This window comes from Vibrio sp. 10N.286.45.E10 (assembly GCF_002874195.2).
Classification (GTDB): Bacteria; Pseudomonadota; Gammaproteobacteria; order Enterobacterales; family Vibrionaceae; genus Vibrio; species Vibrio crassostreae.
Map to the genome: position 1 here is coordinate 1,903,718 of NZ_MCWD02000001.1, position 17,604 is coordinate 1,921,321.

Consider the following 17,604-nt stretch of genomic DNA (forward strand, 5'->3'; position numbering starts at 1 on the left):
TTAGGCCGATACCTCCTCCAAATAAAAACGGGAAGCTAAAATTAGCTTCCCGTTTTTATTTCAATTCGATTCAATCATTATCTTTGATTTCGCGCCTAGAAAATCACTGGATTTGTTTTTGAATAAACGCAATCGAACGCTGATTAAACTCTTCAGGGTTTTCCACGTTACATACGTGCCCACAATTCGGAATCTCTACTAGCTCGCTCGACTCATGCGCTGCGACCATTTCTTTAACTGGTTTGATGAACATGTAATCTCGCTCACCCATCAAATACAAAGTCGGAATCGGCAACTCTCTGTCTTTGAAATATTTCATCAATGGGTTTACATCAGCCGTTAATATAAACCATCGTTTAAACTCTTTTTGACACAGTTTTTTCGCTTCACGGATAAACAGGTGACGAGACTCTTTCTGGCTTTTTTGTGGCATAACAACGTAAGCAAAAAGGCTGTATAACCACATATAAGGAATGATGTGCTTGCTGAGGTTACCCAGCTTGATTAAGACTTGAGAACGAGTGTTGAGTTTAGTCACGGCACCACCCAGCACCATTGAGCGTACACGACCAGCCGCTAATTCTGCAACGTTACGCACAATAATCGTACCCAAAGACATGCCGACGAAATGTGCAGAACGGATTTTAAGATGGTCTAACACTTTAAGAATATCAAGCGTCACCGATTTAAACGTATAACGATTCGAAATCAGCCCTTTAAGTATATTGTCTGATTTACCATGCCCTCTCAGATCAATGAGAAGTAAGTTGAAGTGCTGTTTATACGCTTTGATCTGCTTGAACCAGATGGAGGAACTACCTCCTGCGCCATGCACAAATACAACCCACTCATCGCTCGTAGGGTGAGTAAATGTTTTATGAAATAGTAAACTCTCAGACATACCTATCGCTTTAATTATTGGAATGGAGCTGTGCCTCATCACGAGGCGATGACTAAGGATATCACGCTATTAAGAACTTTAAGTGATAATAGTGTCAAACCTATCATTAGTCATGTGAATACCTACCCCACCTTTTCTACCTGACTAAAATGAGTTTGCAAGCTTTGTCTTCGTAAACGTGATGTGCTCTGACCAGGAAATAAAAAAGGCACTCTACGATTAGAGCGCCTTCATTTATTGCGAGCTGTTGTTGTCCGCTAGCTAATTTTAATGCTAAGTCAACAAGTTAAAGTGCTGAATGGTACATAGTGAGGTATTCTTTAGCCGCATCTTCCCAACTAAAATCTTGCTGCATCGCATAAAGCTGGACACGCTTAATTTCAGATGGGTTTTGTGCATAAAGCAATAATGAACGATGTAACACAGCTAATAGCGCTTGCGGTTTTGGCTCTTCAAAAGCAAACCCAGTCGCGACTTCAGGATCCTCATCGTAATCATTCACGCTGTCTTTTAAACCTCCCACAGAACGAACAATCGGCAAAGTACCGTAAGCCATGCTGTAGATTTGGTTTAAACCACACGGTTCAAATTCCGAAGGCATCAAGAAGAAATCAGAGCCCGCTTCAACCAAATGCGCAAGTTCATTATTGTACGCTTCTACGAACGAGAACTTATCTGAGTGAAGTGCTGATAGCTCTTTCAATTGACTCGCCAAAACCGGATCGCCAGTACCGACAATCACGATCTGAAGGTCATTTTTCAAAAACTGTTCGATGATAGGCAGTAAGTAATGAACACCTTTCTGATTCGTCAGGCGACAAACCATGCCATAAACCGCGCAATCGGCAACGGGTAAACCCACGTCTTGTTGCAGCTTTTGCTTACAAGCTGATTTTCCGCGAGCCATACTATGCTTGGTCGCTTTGTATTTACGAGGAAGGAAAGCGTCTGTTTCCGGGTTCCAAGCACCGTAATCACAACCATTCAAAATGCCGAAAAGATCCGCAGATCTGTGTTGGAATTCTGCTGCCATACCATGGCTACCTAACTCCGTTTTCAACTCTTCTGCATAGGTAGGACTTACTGCGTTCACCTTATCTGCGCACATCACGCCAGCTCTTAACATAGTGACATGAGTGTCACTTACTGAAGCTTCCGGCACATTGTAGCTGTGCATCTCAGGTAGGAATTGCAGTTCGTCGTATGCAAACACACCTTTGAAAACCGCATTGTGAATCGAGATAACACTGCGCGTATTTTCAAAGAAATCGTGTTGTTGATAACGCGATTTAAGCAAGAAAGGTACAAAACCAGTATGCCAGTCGTTTGCATGAATGATATCCGGTTGAAAACCAAGCTTAGGAAGCATATCAAGACAGGCTGCACTGAAGAACGAGAAGCGCTCTCCGTTATCAGCATAAGCTTGATTGTTTTCTGCGTACATTTCTTGACGGTCGAAATATTTGGCACATTCAATACCAAAAACTGGAACGCCTTCTACGCTCAGTTTTTTAACTTGGTAAGCCGTATGAGGCCAATGATCGAGTTCAGTCGATAAAATAACTTCTGCTGAATCAATGTTTGGAATATTTCTATATGCGGGGATAGTCACTCGAACGTCCTGTTCGAGTGTTTGCAACGCTTTCGGTAGTGCCTTGGCTACATCAGCCAAGCCACCACTTTTAATCAAGCCTTCAACTTCAGACGCTACAAAAAGTACCGAGAGAGTCTTAGTAACCAACTCGTGCTCCTTTAGAAATCACTACAACACCATCGTCAGATACGTGGTAATGCTTTTTGTCTTCTGTCAGATTCACACCAATCTGTGTACCCGGTGCGATATCTGCATCTTTATCAATGATAACGCGGCGCAGGATACAACCCTCACCCACTTTTACATCACCGAGTAAGATACTTTCGCTAATATCACACGCTGATGCGATATTGCTGCGGAAGCCCAATACACTCTTTTCAATACGCGAACCACGTACATAACTACCGCTACACACAAGGCTATCAATGATCTGAATTCGACCATTTGCCGAATCAGTAAACGTAGCTGGTGGCAGTGGCGGGTAATAAGTGTGTAGAGGCCATTTACGGTTGTATAGCGAGAATGGCGCATCTTTCTTAAGAAGGTCCATATGCGCTTGCCAGTACGCGTCAATCGTACCTACATCGCGCCAGTAAACTTCTTCTTTCTCACCAGTAATACGGTTGGTGCTGAAGTCATAAACAAACACATCACCACGTGGGAACATGTTTGGAATAATGTCTTTACCGAAATCGTGTGTCGAACCTTCTCTATCAGCATCTTCCGTTAGTTCAGCAAAAAGCTCTTTCGCTTCGAACACGTAGTTGCCCATTGAAACGAGCGCTGATTCTGGATCGCCCGGAATCGACTTCGGATTTGCAGGTTTCTCTTCAAAGCCAATCATACGGCCATCAGCATCAACCTCGATAACACCGAATTCTGATGCTTCAGCAAGCGGCATGCGCAAAGCTGATACTGTTAGAGCTGCTTTCTTTTCTTTATGGAAATCAAGCATCTGTTTGATGTCCATTTTATAGATATGGTCTGAACCAAAAATACAAACTTGATCTGGTTCTTCCAGCTCCATAAAGCCCATGTTTTGGTAGATAGCATCTGCTGTGCCTTCATACCAACGCTTTCCTTTACGCATTTGCGCAGGAATTGGGTCGATAAAACGGTCTGTTATACCACTGATATTCCAACCTTTTTTCATATGGTGGAACAGTGATTGTGACTTAAATTGTGTCAATACGTAGATCTTCATCAGATCAGCATTAACGAAGTTGTTCAGAGCGAAATCAATTAAGCGGTAACTACCACCGAAAGGAACCGAGGGTTTGCTGCGAGATTCAGTTAAAGGTCTTAAGCGTGAGCCTTCACCACCAGCAAGAATCATTCCCAATACACCAGCCATTTTATTCTCCATATATCTATAGCTTGTCGATGTTAGTACTCGTAGAGGTATCTTCCTCTGGGGGATGAGCACCAACACTTATTTCGGTATTTAGCGAATATCCATTCACATACAGTGACAATATCCTAAGCCAAACGTTGTTATGTGTGCACTATTCTTTGCACTTGGTTTTATATACGTTATCGACTTTTCGGCCGAATTCAATTTTTAATACGCCATTCTGTGGTACGTAAGCTGATTGCTTTCCTAAGACTTAAAGCAGCTCACATTACACCGTGCGGGCGAAACATTACATTAACACCCGACACACATCAGGTATACAACTAAACACTGATCTGTGAGTTACAATATTTTAATTAAGTTACATTCTCGTTAAAGTTACATAAGAAGATGTGATTAATTACCTTTATTTATTTTACAGTGTGAATTTAATAAATTCTCGTCGACGAAACACCAAATCAACACGTTGCATATTTAGTCATATTGAGATCAAAAAAAGCAGCCATTAGGCTGCTTTTTCATCAATAACGTTCAGTTACTTCTCTTTAGGTTTTTTACGCTTATCCGTAACTTCCCACTTACCGTCGATGTACAACGCAGTCCAACCGGACGGTTTTCCATCTACTTCAGTACGAACGTAGTTTTCTTTGGTCTTACGACTAAAACGAACCACTGTCGGCTTACCATCAGGGTCAGCAACTGGTGCTGATGCTAGGTATTGAAACTTAGGTGAGATACGGTCTTTAAAGCGAACCAGCTCTTCCACTAACGGTGCACGCGTTTCACGTGATTTAGGGAAGTTGCTCGCAGCCATAAATAGACCAGAAGCACCGTCACGAAGAACAAAGTACGCGTCTGAATTTTCACACGGAAGTTCAGGGAAATGTACCGGGTCTTCTTTCGGTGGCGCAACTTCACCATTTTTCAGAATCTTACGAGTGTTCTTACAGTCTTCACTCGTACAGTCCATGTATTTACCAAAACGACCGTTCTTCAGAACCATGTCAGAACCACACTTGTCACACTCAACAAGTGGACCATCGTAGCCTTTCACTTTAAATTCGCCGTGCTCAACCACATAACCTTCACAGTTCGGGTTATTACCACATACGTGCATCTTACGCTTATCATCGATTAGATAAGCATCCATTGCCGTTTCACAAATAGGACAACGCTTTTTAGCTCGAAGTGCTGCTGTTTCAACGTCTTCTTCAAGCACGTTGATAATGCCTTCTTCATCACCAAGGTTGATTGTTGTCTTACAACGCTCTTTTGGTGGAAGTGCATAGCCAGAACAACCAAGGAATACGCCTGTCGAAGCCGTACGAATACCCATTTTACGGCTACAAGTCGGACACTCAATATCAGTTTCCACGATATGATTTGGCTTCATGCCACCAGCGTCTTCGTCTAAATCAGCTTTTTCCAAATCGCCAGTAAAGTCTTCGAAGAAGTTATCTAGCACGCCTTTCCAGCTTGCTTCGCCTTCTGCGATTTGGTCCAACTTCTGCTCCATACGAGCAGTGAAGTCGTAGTTCATTAGGTCGTTAAAGCTACCATCTAGACGGTCAGTAACAATTTCACCCATCTTCTCAGCATAGAAACGACGCTGTTCAACTTTTACATAACCGCGGTCTTGAATCGTCGAGATGATTGATGCGTATGTTGAAGGACGACCAATACCACGCTTCTCAAGCTCTTTAACTAGCGCCGCTTCAGTGAAACGAGCCGGTGGCTTAGTGAAGTGCTGTTTAGGGTCTAGCGCGATCAGGTCAAGCTTATCGCCGATCTGAACTGCTGGAAGGATCGTATCTTCGTTCTTACCCATTGGACGCTGAACACGAGTCCAACCATCAAATTTAAGGATACGACCTTTCGCTTTTAACGTGTACTCATCTGCTTTAACGCTTACTGTCGTTGAATCGTATTGAGCTGGCGTCATTTGACACGCTACGAATTGATTCCAAATTAGCGAGTAAAGCTTGTGTGCGTCTGCGTCTACGCCGTTTAGGTCTTCCGACTTAACATCTACACTTGAAGGACGAATCGCTTCGTGGGCCTCTTGAGCGCCCTCTTTGCTGCCGTATACAAGTGCTTTAGGTGGAAGATATTGCGCGCCGTACTCAGAACCAATGTATTCACGAGCGGCTTCTACAGCTTCTGAACTCAAGTTAGTAGAGTCAGTACGCATATAAGTAATGTAACCCGCTTCATACAAGCGTTGAGCCAGCATCATGGTTTTCTTTACGCCATAACCAAGACGGGTACTCGCAGCTTGTTGCAGCGTCGACGTGATGTAAGGTGCAGACGGCTTACTCTTGGTTGGGCGGTCTTCACGTTTACATACTTCGTATTGCGCTTTTTCTAAAACGCTAACAGCAGCTTGTGTTTGCGCTTCATTTTCAGGTTTAAACGCAACACCGTCTTTCTGCGCTACTTGCAGTCTAAAATCGGTTTTCTCTGCTGTTTTAGTATCAGCATGCACATCCCAGAACTCTTCAGGGATAAAGGCGTTGATCTCGCGCTCACGCTCTACCAGTAGTTTTACCGCTACTGATTGAACACGGCCAGCGGATAGGCCTCGTGCTACTTTTTTCCAAAGCAGAGGTGACACCATAAAGCCAACAACACGGTCCATAAAACGTCGTGCTTGTTGAGCGTTTACGCCATCGATGTTTAGCTCGCCTGGTGTTTCGAAAGCTTGTTGAATAGCATTCTTGGTGATTTCGTTAAAAACCACTCGCTTGTATCGCGTTTCATCGCCGCCGATGATCTCACGAAGGTGCCATGCGATAGCTTCTCCTTCGCGGTCCAAATCGGTTGCGAGATAAACATGGTCTGCGTTCTCAGCAAGTTTTTGCAATTCAGCAACGACTTTTTCTTTACCAGGTAGGATTTGGTAGTTCGCTTCCCACTCTTTATACGGGTTAATACCCATCTTTTTGATAAGAGCTTTGCGATCTTTTTCTTTTTTGATACGAGCTTTATCTTCTGGGCTCATACCCTTGGTTGAAACTGCAGCAGCCTTTTGACCAGTACTTTGACCCGCCGTTGGTAAATCACGAACGTGACCTACACTCGACTTAACGACAAAGTCTTTGCCAAGATATTTATTGATAGTTTTAGCCTTGGCTGGCGACTCCACTATAACGAGCGATTTACCCATATTGACTCTAACGTCCTTAATCACGATGCTTCAGCACCAACAATTTAGCTTGTGGGCTTTTACGCATGATATTCTAAATTCATTGCTTCTTTTTTTACTATTGTGCGAGATTACTAGAAGATCAACCGCTTTTTTCAAAATTGGATCTGATCGCTCGACAATTCGACGACTCACAGATAAAAGGGTCACAATATAAAGAAGCTATAAAGTACTCACTAAGAATACTTGCAAGAGCCTATTCATCAGGCATTACGTCTAAACGGGCTCATACTAAGCTTGTCCGCGAATCTAACGCGAGCCCCATTCAATTATTTTTGCCGTAAATCACAAAATAAATTGTGGATGTTTGAAAAGACTCTCTTAATCGGTTGTGAAATCATTGAATTTCTAGTTCGACACCATAAACTCAACGTTATATTCAGTTATCAGAGATAAACTCATGACAAAGAAAGTAATAGCAGAATTTGATTTACTGCTTATCGCAAACCAAATTATCCAATCACATGATGACTACATTGAAGGCATGCGCGCAAACAGCGTAGTAGAAAAAGACGATGTACTCGTCTTCAAAGGTGAATACTTCTTAGATAGCAATGGAATGCCGACCGAGAATACAACCGCGGTATTTAACATGTTTAAATACTTAGCGCACCACCTTTCGAAAGAATTTACAATTCAGCAATAATTAAAAAGCTTGCCATTTAGGCAAGCTTTTTTAGTTCCTGAACCTTTACTGGCTCAGCATTTTCAACTTATCGAAGTAATCAGGGAATGTCTTTGACGTACAACCTGGATCATTAATCGTCACAGGCGTATCGCTCAAAGCAACCAGCGAGAAACACATAGCCATACGGTGATCATCGTAAGTATCAATCGCCGCGTGAGTCAGTTCAGCCACAGGGTTAACAATGATGTAATCTTCACCCTCTTCAACCTCGGCTCCGACTTTACGTAGCTCTGTTGCCATTGCCGCCAAGCGATCTGTCTCTTTCACACGCCAGTTGTAGACATTACGGATTGCCGTTGTGCCTTTCGCAAACAATGCTGTTGTCGCAATAGTCATCGCAGCATCTGGAATATGGTTATAGTCCATATCAATGCCTTTCAGCTCGCCACAACGAGAAATAACATAGTCGTCACCCCATTCGATTTCCGCACCCATTTTCTCAAGCGCATCAGCGAATTGGATATCACCCTGGATACTGTTTTTACCAATACCAGTGACCTTAATCTCACCACCTTTGATAGCAGCAGCTGCAAGGAAATATGACGCAGATGATGCATCACCTTCTACTAAGAAGTCGCCCGGAGCTGTGTAAGATTGCCCTGTCGGAATCACGAACTCTTGGTAGTCATTATTGATCACGTCCACACCAAATTGTTTCATAATGTGTAGCGTGATATCGATGTAAGGTTTAGAAACTAATTCACCGTCAATTTTGATGGTCACTTCGCCTTCCGCCAGAGGTGCAGCCATCAAAAATGCAGTCAAAAACTGGCTAGAGATAGAACCGTCGATTGAAACCGTACCACTCTTCAGGCCTGTACCTGTGATCTTCAATGGTGGATAGTTTTCGTTCTCTAAGTATTCAACGTCGGCACCGGCTTCTCTCAGTGCCGTTACTAAGTGGCCAATTGGGCGCTCTTTCATGCGCGGCTCACCAGTCAGAACGTATTCACCGCGACCTAAACATAGTGCAGCCGCCAGCGGACGCATCGCCGTACCCGCGTTACCTAAGAAAAGCTCTAGAGCTTTATCACTTGAGAATGCACCACCAACACCTGTCACTTCACAAACGGTTTTGTCTGCAGACAACTGGTAATCAACACCTAGCTGCGTCAATGCATTCAACATATGACGAATATCATCACTGTCTAGTAAGTTTGTTAGGCGAGTGGTTCCCGTAGAAAGTGCAGCCAAAAGAAGTGCACGGTTGGAAACACTTTTTGAACCAGGTAGGTTAACTTCCCCGTTCACTTTTTGAATTGGTTGTAACGTAAGGCTTTCCATTAAATCTTATAGTCCTTGTACCACCCGAAGTCACTGGCGCGTATTTATTTTCGGGTGATGAATAATTCTTCGTACTTGCAGACTAACGAACTTTTCCAACGAACTCCAGAGCTAATCCCGCTCAAACCGATGATTAATTAGCCAATCAATTGCATTTACATACTAGTACGCGATGTCAACTCGAACACCATCTGAAAAATAGAGAATTCGTACATCATCGCCTCGGTTGAACAACATCGAGTTATCGACATCTTGGATGATGTTGACCAACTTGTCGTCTTTGGTTTTGACCAGTAACTCGACCAGTTTGTACTCAACTTTATACTGTGTGTTACCTCGGTTACGAGCAATACCCGCACCTGCTACTGCACCGACAGCTGTCGCCACTTCTTTACCGGTGCCGCCGCCAAACTGATTACCAATCAAGCCACCAATCGCCGCACCTAATAAGGTTTCCCAACCATTCGCTTTCGATTCAACGATCTCTTGTTGAGTGATGTATCTAACCGTATCGATCTCACCATAAACTACTTCGTTCACTGGTCGAGCTTCGTTTCTGTTGTAAGCTGCATTTGCCAACATAGGCAAAACAAGTAAAATCCAAAGCAACTTCTTCATGGTAAAACTCCTAAAGACCTCTTGGTCAGTGATTAATCTGTAATGCGGTACTTATGACTATATACCTAACCGAACTTGATACTACTAGTATAGAGTTTCCTTCGCCCTTCGACGCGCTTGATGAACCCAACGGTCTGCTCGCCTTCGGTGGTGATTTATCACCAATGCGAATTTTAAACGCTTATAGCCAAGGGATATTTCCATGGTATGGCCCAGGTGAGCCTATACTTTGGTGGAGCCCTGCACCGCGAGCGGTATTTAATCCTAAGACATTCGAACCGTCAAAAAGTCTTAAAAAGTTTCAAAGAAAACACAATTATCGTGTCAGCATCAACCAAGCGACGGACAGAGTAATTGGTTATTGCTCTTCACTAAGACCCGAAGAAGAAACTTGGTTAAACAGCGACATGCAGTTAGCCTATCGCAAGCTCGCTTCATTAGGTTTCTGCCACTCGGTTGAGGTTTGGCAAGACGATAAACTGATCGGCGGGCTTTACGGCTTACAAAGAGGCCAAGTCTTTTGCGGTGAATCGATGTTTAGCCTGAAGACCAATGCCTCTAAAATTGCGCTGTGGTATTTTTGTGAACACTTTACACAATTCGGCGGACAACTGATTGATTGTCAGGTCATGAACCCTCACTTGGAATCCTTAGGCGCTATCGAGGTTGATAGGGATGAATTCCTAGGTTCTCTGCAATTGCTCAAAGAGTTCTCCGTTGACGATGCATGCTTTCAAACCCAATGGCTAAAGGAAATGCCTTAATGAATCCAGATTTACAACAAATCAGAATTGGATTAACAGACAACCACGCTTGCAGCTACTTACCTCACCTAGAAGAAAGAGTGGCGGTTACGCTTGACGAACACATGCACACCTCAGATAACTATGAAGTTCTGCTTGCGAATGGATTTCGCCGCAGTGGAGCAACCATTTATAAGCCACATTGCGATAATTGCTCAGCATGCCAAGCTATTCGGCTTTCAATCCCAGAGGTCAAGCTTTCCAAAAGCCAGCGACGAATCCTTAACAAGGGAAAATCACTGCGTTGGGAGCTGAAAGATGAAATGGATGACAACTGGTTTGACTTATACAGCCGCTATATCACCGCTCGTCACCGTTCGGGAACCATGTACCCACCTAAGAAAGAAGAATTTCTACAATTCTCACAAAATGAGTGGCTTACAACAAAGTTTATGCATATCTACGACGAGAACAAGTTGGTCGGTATCGCCGTAACCGACATCATGTCTCACTGTACGAGCGCGTTTTATACTTTCTTCGATCCTGATATCGACATTTCGATGGGAACACTTGGCGTTCTATTTCAGATCCAACATGCCCAGAAAGAACAAAAACAATGGTTATATTTGGGTTATCAAATCGATGAATGCCCTGCGATGAACTATAAAGTACGATTTCAACGTCATCAAAGGCTAGTAAATCAGCGGTGGCAAGGGTAGAATACGCGACAACTTTACATATTTTGATTTTAACGGCACAATCAAGCCGTTGAAAACCGCCAAATTTCGAAAGAGGATTAGATGGCTAAAGAAGACGTAATCGAGATGCAAGGCACTGTCCTTGATACTCTACCAAACACAATGTTCCGTGTTGAGCTTGAAAACGGTCACGTAGTGACAGCACACATCTCTGGTAAAATGCGTAAGAACTACATCCGTATTCTTACTGGTGATAAAGTAACTGTTGAGATGACTCCATACGACCTTTCTAAAGGCCGCATCGTCTTCCGTGCTCGTTAATTATTAATTAGCGAATACAATAAGAAGCGGAGCTTAATGCTCCGTTTTTTATCGCCTGAACATCGCCCTTTAGCAAAACCTATCTCGCGCATCTGGCATCTCGCATCTGGCATCTGGCATCTGGCATCTCGCAAGCATAAAAAAAACGCACAACCTAAGTCATGCGTTTTATAGTTAAACTCTTGAACGTTCTAACAATCGGTTAGTGCATAACCTCTTCTTTTGCACCAACATAGATGAAGTCAAGCTCGTCTTTCTTCAGAGATACTTTCACCGTACCGCCATCAACCAAGCTACCAAACAGCAATTCATTCGCAAGGGGCTTCTTAAGCTTCTCTTGAATCACACGTCCCATAGGACGAGCGCCCATGGTCTTGTCGTAGCCTTTGTCTGCCAGCCAGTGACGAGCATCTTCAGAAACCTCTAGAGATACGCCACGTGCGTCCAGTTGAACCTGAAGCTCAACAATGAACTTGTCGACTACTTGGCTAATCACGCTTGGATCCAAGCTGTTGAACCAGATGACGTTATCAAGACGGTTACGGAATTCAGGAGTAAACACCTTCTTGATTTCGCCCATCGCATCTGGTGCATGATCTTGTTGGATCAGGCCGATCGATTTCTTCTCAGTTTCAGCCACACCCGCGTTGGTTGTCATCACTAGAATCACGTTACGGAAATCCGCTTTACGGCCGTTGTTATCTGTTAGTGTGCCGTTATCCATCACCTGCAGTAGCAGGTTGAAGATATCTGGGTGAGCTTTTTCAATTTCATCCAGTAACACAACAGAGTGTGGGTTCTTGATTACGGCGTCAGTTAGCAGACCACCTTGATCGTAACCGACATAACCAGGAGGAGCACCAATCAAGCGGCTCACAGAATGACGCTCACCGTACTCAGACATATCAAAGCGCAGAAGCTCAATACCCATCAGTTTAGACAGCTGAACGGTAACCTCGGTTTTACCTACACCAGTAGGTCCTGCGAATAGGAATGAACCAACCGGTTTATTGTCAGCACCCAATCCAGCACGGGTCAGCTTGATCGCTTCGCTCAATACGTCGATAGCTGGGTCTTGTCCGAACACCAACATTTTCATGCGGTCATCCAGTTTCTGCAGCGTATCTTTGTCTGAAGATGATACTGATTTTTCAGGAATTCGCGCCATTTTCGCAACCATTGACTCAATATCAGCCACGCTTACCGTTTTCTTACGACGGCTTGCAGGTGCCAAACGACTGCGAGCGCCCGCTTCATCGATTACGTCAATCGCCTTATCAGGAAGGTGACGTTCATTGATGTATTTAGCTGACAGTTCCACAGCAGCACGCAACGCTTTGTTGGTGTAGCGCACTTCGTGGTGAGCTTCGTATTTTGGCTTCAAGCCAATCAGAATCTTAGTCGTATCATCTAGCGATGGTTCAATAATATCGATTTTCTGGAAGCGACGAGCTAAAGCACGCTCCTTCTCAAAAATACTGCTGTACTCTTGGTACGTTGTTGAACCGATACAGCGCAATTTGCCGCTGCTTAGTAGCGGTTTAATTAAGTTTGCCGCATCAACCTGACCACCAGAGGCAGCGCCAGCACCAATAATGGTGTGGATCTCATCGATGAACAGAATCGCGTCTTCTTCTTTCTCGAGTTGCTTAAGAATCGCTTTAAAACGTTTCTCAAAGTCACCGCGATATTTCGTCCCTGCTAACAGTGAACCGATATCTAGAGAATAAATTACGCTGCTCTGAATGATTTCAGGCACTTGTCCTTCAACAATGCGCCATGCAAGACCTTCCGCGATGGCAGTTTTACCTACACCCGCTTCACCCACTAACAGAGGGTTGTTCTTACGACGACGACACAGAACTTGGATAGTACGCTCTAGCTCTTTGTCACGACCGATTAATGGGTCAATATTACCTTGCTTCGCTACTTCGTTAAGGTTGGTCGCGAAATTTTCTAAACGGTCTTCAGAATTAGCTTCTTCAGCATTTTCTGCACCACCAAATGAATCAGATGATGAAGGGCTGTCGCCTTCGTTGCTCGCTTTGGTAATACCGTGTGAGATGAAGTTAACAATATCTAAGCGACTAATGTCGTTTTTCTTAAGAAGATATGCCGCGTGAGATTCTTGCTCACTAAAAATAGCCACAAGTACATTAGCACCTGTTACTTCGCTGCGACCTGAAGATTGAACATGAAAAACAGCGCGTTGAAGTACTCGTTGAAAGCTCAACGTAGGCTGAGTTTCGCGAGTTTCGTCGCTTTCAGGGATAAGTGGGGTCGTTTGATCGATAAAAATATCGAGCTCATTGCGAAGAGCATCGAGATCAGCCTGACAAGCTTGGAGCGCTTCCTTGGCCGCATCATTTTCTAATAATGCTAGTAGGAGGTGTTCGACAGTCATGAATTCATGTCGCTTGTCTCGCGCACGAGCAAATGCGCCATTTAAACTCGTCTCTAATTCTTTATTTAGCATAAGTACCTCCTAAGGGAACAACAGTGTTGTTCGAGCAATTTATACTTGCTCCATTGTACATAGTAGCGGATGCTCATTTTCCTTTGAGTACATCGTGACCTGCGCTACCTTTGTTTCCGCTATTTCAGCACTGTATGTGCCGCATATAGCTTTACCTTCATAATGAACCTTGAGCATCACTTCCGTTGCTTTTTCGATATCTAGTGAGAAGAATCGCTCTAGGATCTCGATTACAAAGTCCATGGGCGTGTAATCATCGTTATTTAACACAACGTTATACATCGCCGGTGGCTTTACTTTTGTTGCTTCTTTCTCCAGTAAATCTGAGCCTGGAGATGCCCATTCAAAGTTTCTGCTCATATCGCTTTGCTAAGGGTTATTTTTCGGAAGTCGTGAGTGTTTACCTAACTCAAATTTACCACATTCACGCTTTACGGTGTACTAAGAAACTGCACCGAGAAACAGTACCAAAAAATATTCCTCTATACTGAGCCTAATCCACCATTTCCATCGCTGCAAATAAAAGATCTCGATTAACAGGATTAACATATGTGATTGATTAAAAAGACGCCATAACTATTGATACTAACGATAAGATCACTGCTAAGTTACTATTTAGTTAATAGTTTGCAGTTAATCTCGAATGTGATTTGTTATTAAAATTGATCACTTTTATACCAATTTACTATTGACTGTGCTCAATCATTAGCTACATTGGAGCTAAAAGGTTTTTTAATACATTTTTGCAACATGATTTAAGATCAGTAACACGCTTCAAAAATTAACAATAAGGAATAATTACGCAGGGTAGCGTTAATTTCCGTAAGCAATGTACGAGATTCAAGCTATTAGCTGAAATTCTTTAGCTGGTAGGAATGATATCAATCGCACTTACAACAATTGATATAACAACGTTAGTAACAAAATGCATGAGGGATGTATAGCATGGCTACAGGTACAGTAAAATGGTTTAACAATGCCAAAGGGTTTGGCTTTATTTGTCCAGAAGGTGAAGACGGCGATATTTTCGCGCACTACTCCACAATACAAATGGAAGGTTATCGAACCTTGAAGGCGGGTCAGCAGGTCGACTATGAAGTAGAAAGTGGACCTAAAGGCTCGCATGCTAGCTCCGTTGTTCCTGTAGAAGGCAGCGCCGCAAAATAGGCGAATGCCAACTCATGTTAACCTCCGTCAATCTTCATTAAAGGCTGACTGGTAAACAGAATATTGAAACCGCTCATTTAATACCTGTAATACAGGATTACGTGAGCGGTTTTTTCGTTTTGGGATCTCTAAAGTTGCTCACTAAACAATTCGTTTGAGGATGTACTCTTATTAAGTTAGATCTTAGGAGTATTATAGATGAACAAAAAAGACGCTTTAACGTTGTCGTTAAAGCGTCTTTGGTTTTGACTTTATCTATGACTTATCTGTCAGACTAAGCCACTCGTTCGCAAATCACGTTCATGACTGACTAACGATGAACCCAATCACTATGCATCAATAAACGCGTTTAGCGTTGAGCTTGGGCGCATTAGTGTTGAAACCAATGCATCGTCAAGTAGGTAGTAACCACCTAAGTCGCCAGCCACACCTTGAGCGTTGTTCAGCTCTGCAACAATAGCTTCTTCACTTTCAGCTAGTTGACTTGCCACACCTGCGAATTCAGCAGCAAGATCAGCATCAGCCGTTTGCTCAGCAAGCGCCTTAGCCCAGTAAGCTGCTAGGTAGTAATGGCTACCACGGTTATCAAGCTCACCTACTCGGCGTGAAGGAGACTTGTTGTTATCAAGGAACTCACCCGTTGCTTTATCAAGCGCATCAGCAAGAACTTGTGCTTTAGCGTTACCTGTTACTACGCTCAGGTGCTCTAGAGATGCAGCCAATGCCAAGAATTCACCTAGGGAATCCCAACGCAGGTGGTTTTCTTTCTCTACTTGTTGCACGTGCTTAGGAGCAGAGCCGCCAGCACCTGTTTCAAACAGACCACCACCGTTCATTAGTGGAACAATCGATAGCATCTTAGCTGATGTACCAAGCTCTAGAATCGGGAACAAGTCTGTTAGGTAATCACGTAATACGTTACCAGTAACCGAAATTGTATCTAGGCCTTCTTTGATACGAACCAGTGAGTATTGAGTCGCTTCAAGTGGAGCAAGGATCTTAATTTCAAGACCATCGGTATCGTATTCAGGAAGGTACGCTTCAACTTTCTTAATAAGCTGAGCATCATGTGCACGAGACGCATCTAACCAAAATACCGCTGGAACACCCGATGCACGAGCACGCGTTACCGCAAGCTTAACCCAATCTTGGATTGGTGCATCTTTAACCTGACACATACGGAAGATATCGCCTTCCTCTACGTCTTGCTCTAGAAGCACAGCGCCTGCAGCGTCAACAACTTGAACCTGACCAGCAGCTTCAAGGATGAAAGTCTTATCGTGAGAACCGTACTCTTCGGCTTTTTGAGCCATCAAGCCAACGTTTGGTACGCTACCCATCGTTGTTGGATCGAACGCGCCGTTCTCTTTACAGAAATCAATAACCGCTTGGTAGATGCTCGCGTAGCTGCGATCTGGGATCATTGCTTTGGTATCTTTTTGCTTACCTTCTGGATCCCACATTTGACCAGAAGAACGCAACATTGCCGGCATAGATGCATCAACAATGATATCGCTTGGTACGTGTAGATTGGTAATACCACGATCCGAATCAACCATCGCTAGTGGCGGTTGAGTCTCGTAAACCGCTTGTACGTCAGCTTCGATTGCCGCTTTTTGATCTTGAGGCAGTGACGCGATCTTAGCGTATACATCACCGATGCCGTTGTTAACATCAACACCTAGCTCTTCAAAAAGCTGACCGTGTTTAGCGAAAACGTCTTTGTAGTAAACCTTAACCGCGTGACCAAAGATAACAGGGTCAGAGACTTTCATCATGGTTGCTTTCATGTGTAGAGAAAGCAGTACGCCTTGCTCTTTCGCTGATGCGATTTCTTTTTCAAAGAATGCTACTAGTGCGGCTTTGTTCATTACTGAAGCATCGATGATCTCTTTATCTTGCAGTGCAAATGCTGGCTTCAATGTTTTCTTAGCGCCATCTTTACCTACAAACTCGATGCTTACTTCTGTCGCACCGTTGATTGTTGTCGATTTTTCGCTACCGAAGAAGTCTTTATCTTCCATGCTTGCAACATGCGACTTAGAATCTGCTGACCAAGCCCCCATTGAGTGCGGGTTTTTCTTCGCGTAGTTTTTAACTGAAAGAGGTGCACGGCGGTCTGAGTTACCTTCACGCAATACTGGGTTTACTGCACTACCCTTGATCTTATCGTAAGTCGCTTTAACTGCTTTCTCTTCGTCAGTGTTTGCTTCTTCTGGGTAGTTTGGAAGTGCGTAGCCTTTTGACTGTAGTTCTTTGATTGTTGCTTGCAGCTGAGGTACAGATGCAGAGATGTTTGGAAGCTTGATAATATTCGCTTCAGGTGTCTTAGCCAATTCACCTAGTTCTGCTAATGCATCACCAATACGTTGCTCTTCGTTCAAGTAGTCAGGGAAGTTGGCAATAATGCGCCCTGCAAGTGAAATGTCGCGAGTATCAACGTTAATACCAGAAGACGCTGTAAAAGATTGAATGATTGGCAGCAGAGAGTAAGTTGCTAGCGCCGGAGCTTCGTCTGTAATGGTATAGATGATCGTTGGTTTTTCAGTAGGCAT

The 17,604-nt window shown here is 43.7% G+C and carries 14 protein-coding genes; 5 read left to right on the top strand and 9 right to left on the bottom strand.

The window, feature by feature from the left end; translation table 11 throughout:
* Positions 1-103 precede the first annotated feature (103 nt).
* The 4 genes from BCU34_RS08385 to topA form a co-directional block, all read right to left on the bottom strand.
* The gene (locus BCU34_RS08385) at positions 104-901 is read right to left on the bottom strand and encodes an alpha/beta fold hydrolase (protein ID WP_017062100.1); all 798 of its coding nucleotides are present in this window, start codon (positions 899-901) and stop codon (positions 104-106) included.
* 286 nt (positions 902-1,187) lie between these two features.
* Entirely contained in the window at positions 1,188-2,642 is a 1,455-nt protein-coding gene (gene glgA / locus BCU34_RS08390; RefSeq protein WP_019820990.1) for a glycogen synthase GlgA, read from the bottom strand.
* On the bottom strand, positions 2,632-3,861 hold the full coding sequence (glgC, locus tag BCU34_RS08395; RefSeq protein ID WP_080582251.1) for a glucose-1-phosphate adenylyltransferase: 1,230 nt from the start codon (positions 3,859-3,861) through the stop codon (positions 2,632-2,634). Before glgC ends, glgA begins: the two co-directional genes overlap by 11 nt.
* Before the next feature lie 523 nt (positions 3,862-4,384).
* Positions 4,385-7,015: a type I DNA topoisomerase gene (topA, locus tag BCU34_RS08400; RefSeq protein ID WP_017062103.1), complete on the bottom strand. Its 2,631-nt coding sequence runs from the start codon at positions 7,013-7,015 to the stop codon at positions 4,385-4,387.
* A 439-nt stretch (positions 7,016-7,454) separates the two neighbouring features.
* Between topA and BCU34_RS08405 the strand changes: the two genes are divergently transcribed.
* On the top strand, positions 7,455-7,700 hold the full coding sequence (locus BCU34_RS08405) for a YciN family protein (RefSeq protein WP_017062104.1): 246 nt from the start codon (positions 7,455-7,457) through the stop codon (positions 7,698-7,700).
* A gap of 45 nt (positions 7,701-7,745) precedes the next feature.
* Here the strand turns inward: BCU34_RS08405 and aroA are convergent, their stop codons facing one another.
* Both aroA and BCU34_RS08415 read right to left on the bottom strand, forming a co-directional pair.
* A complete protein-coding gene (gene aroA / locus BCU34_RS08410) occupies positions 7,746-9,026 on the bottom strand; it encodes a 3-phosphoshikimate 1-carboxyvinyltransferase (protein WP_048659670.1) in 1,281 nt (426 codons plus the stop codon).
* Positions 9,027-9,188: 162 nt separating this feature from the next.
* Entirely contained in the window at positions 9,189-9,644 is a 456-nt protein-coding gene (locus BCU34_RS08415) for a glycine zipper 2TM domain-containing protein (protein ID WP_102432694.1), read from the bottom strand.
* A gap of 53 nt (positions 9,645-9,697) precedes the next feature.
* Between BCU34_RS08415 and aat the strand changes: the two genes are divergently transcribed.
* From aat to infA, 3 genes are all read left to right on the top strand, one after another.
* The gene (gene aat, locus BCU34_RS08420; RefSeq protein WP_048659672.1) at positions 9,698-10,408 is read left to right on the top strand and encodes a leucyl/phenylalanyl-tRNA--protein transferase; all 711 of its coding nucleotides are present in this window, start codon (positions 9,698-9,700) and stop codon (positions 10,406-10,408) included.
* Positions 10,408-11,106, top strand: a complete 699-nt coding sequence (locus BCU34_RS08425) for an arginyltransferase (RefSeq protein WP_102432693.1) — start codon at positions 10,408-10,410, stop codon at positions 11,104-11,106. Before aat ends, BCU34_RS08425 begins: the two co-directional genes overlap by 1 nt.
* 81 nt (positions 11,107-11,187) lie before the next feature.
* Positions 11,188-11,406 carry a translation initiation factor IF-1 gene (infA, locus tag BCU34_RS08430; RefSeq protein ID WP_001040192.1) on the top strand — a complete coding sequence of 73 codons (219 nt, stop codon included), beginning with the start codon at positions 11,188-11,190 and terminating at the stop codon, positions 11,404-11,406.
* A 202-nt stretch (positions 11,407-11,608) separates the two neighbouring features.
* On the opposite strand, the gene clpA is transcribed toward infA, so the two are convergent.
* Both clpA and clpS read right to left on the bottom strand, forming a co-directional pair.
* Positions 11,609-13,882 carry an ATP-dependent Clp protease ATP-binding subunit ClpA gene (gene clpA, locus BCU34_RS08435; RefSeq protein WP_048659678.1) on the bottom strand — a complete coding sequence of 758 codons (2,274 nt, stop codon included), beginning with the start codon at positions 13,880-13,882 and terminating at the stop codon, positions 11,609-11,611.
* 39 nt (positions 13,883-13,921) lie between these two features.
* Positions 13,922-14,242: an ATP-dependent Clp protease adapter ClpS gene (gene clpS, locus BCU34_RS08440; protein WP_004737430.1), complete on the bottom strand. Its 321-nt coding sequence runs from the start codon at positions 14,240-14,242 to the stop codon at positions 13,922-13,924.
* A 585-nt stretch (positions 14,243-14,827) separates the two neighbouring features.
* On the opposite strand from clpS, the gene cspD reads away from it, so the two are divergent.
* On the top strand, positions 14,828-15,049 hold the full coding sequence (gene cspD / locus BCU34_RS08445) for a cold shock domain-containing protein CspD (RefSeq protein WP_004736548.1): 222 nt from the start codon (positions 14,828-14,830) through the stop codon (positions 15,047-15,049).
* Between the two features lie 329 nt (positions 15,050-15,378).
* On the opposite strand, the gene BCU34_RS08450 is transcribed toward cspD, so the two are convergent.
* A complete protein-coding gene (locus BCU34_RS08450) occupies positions 15,379-17,604 on the bottom strand; it encodes an NADP-dependent isocitrate dehydrogenase (RefSeq protein WP_102480686.1) in 2,226 nt (741 codons plus the stop codon).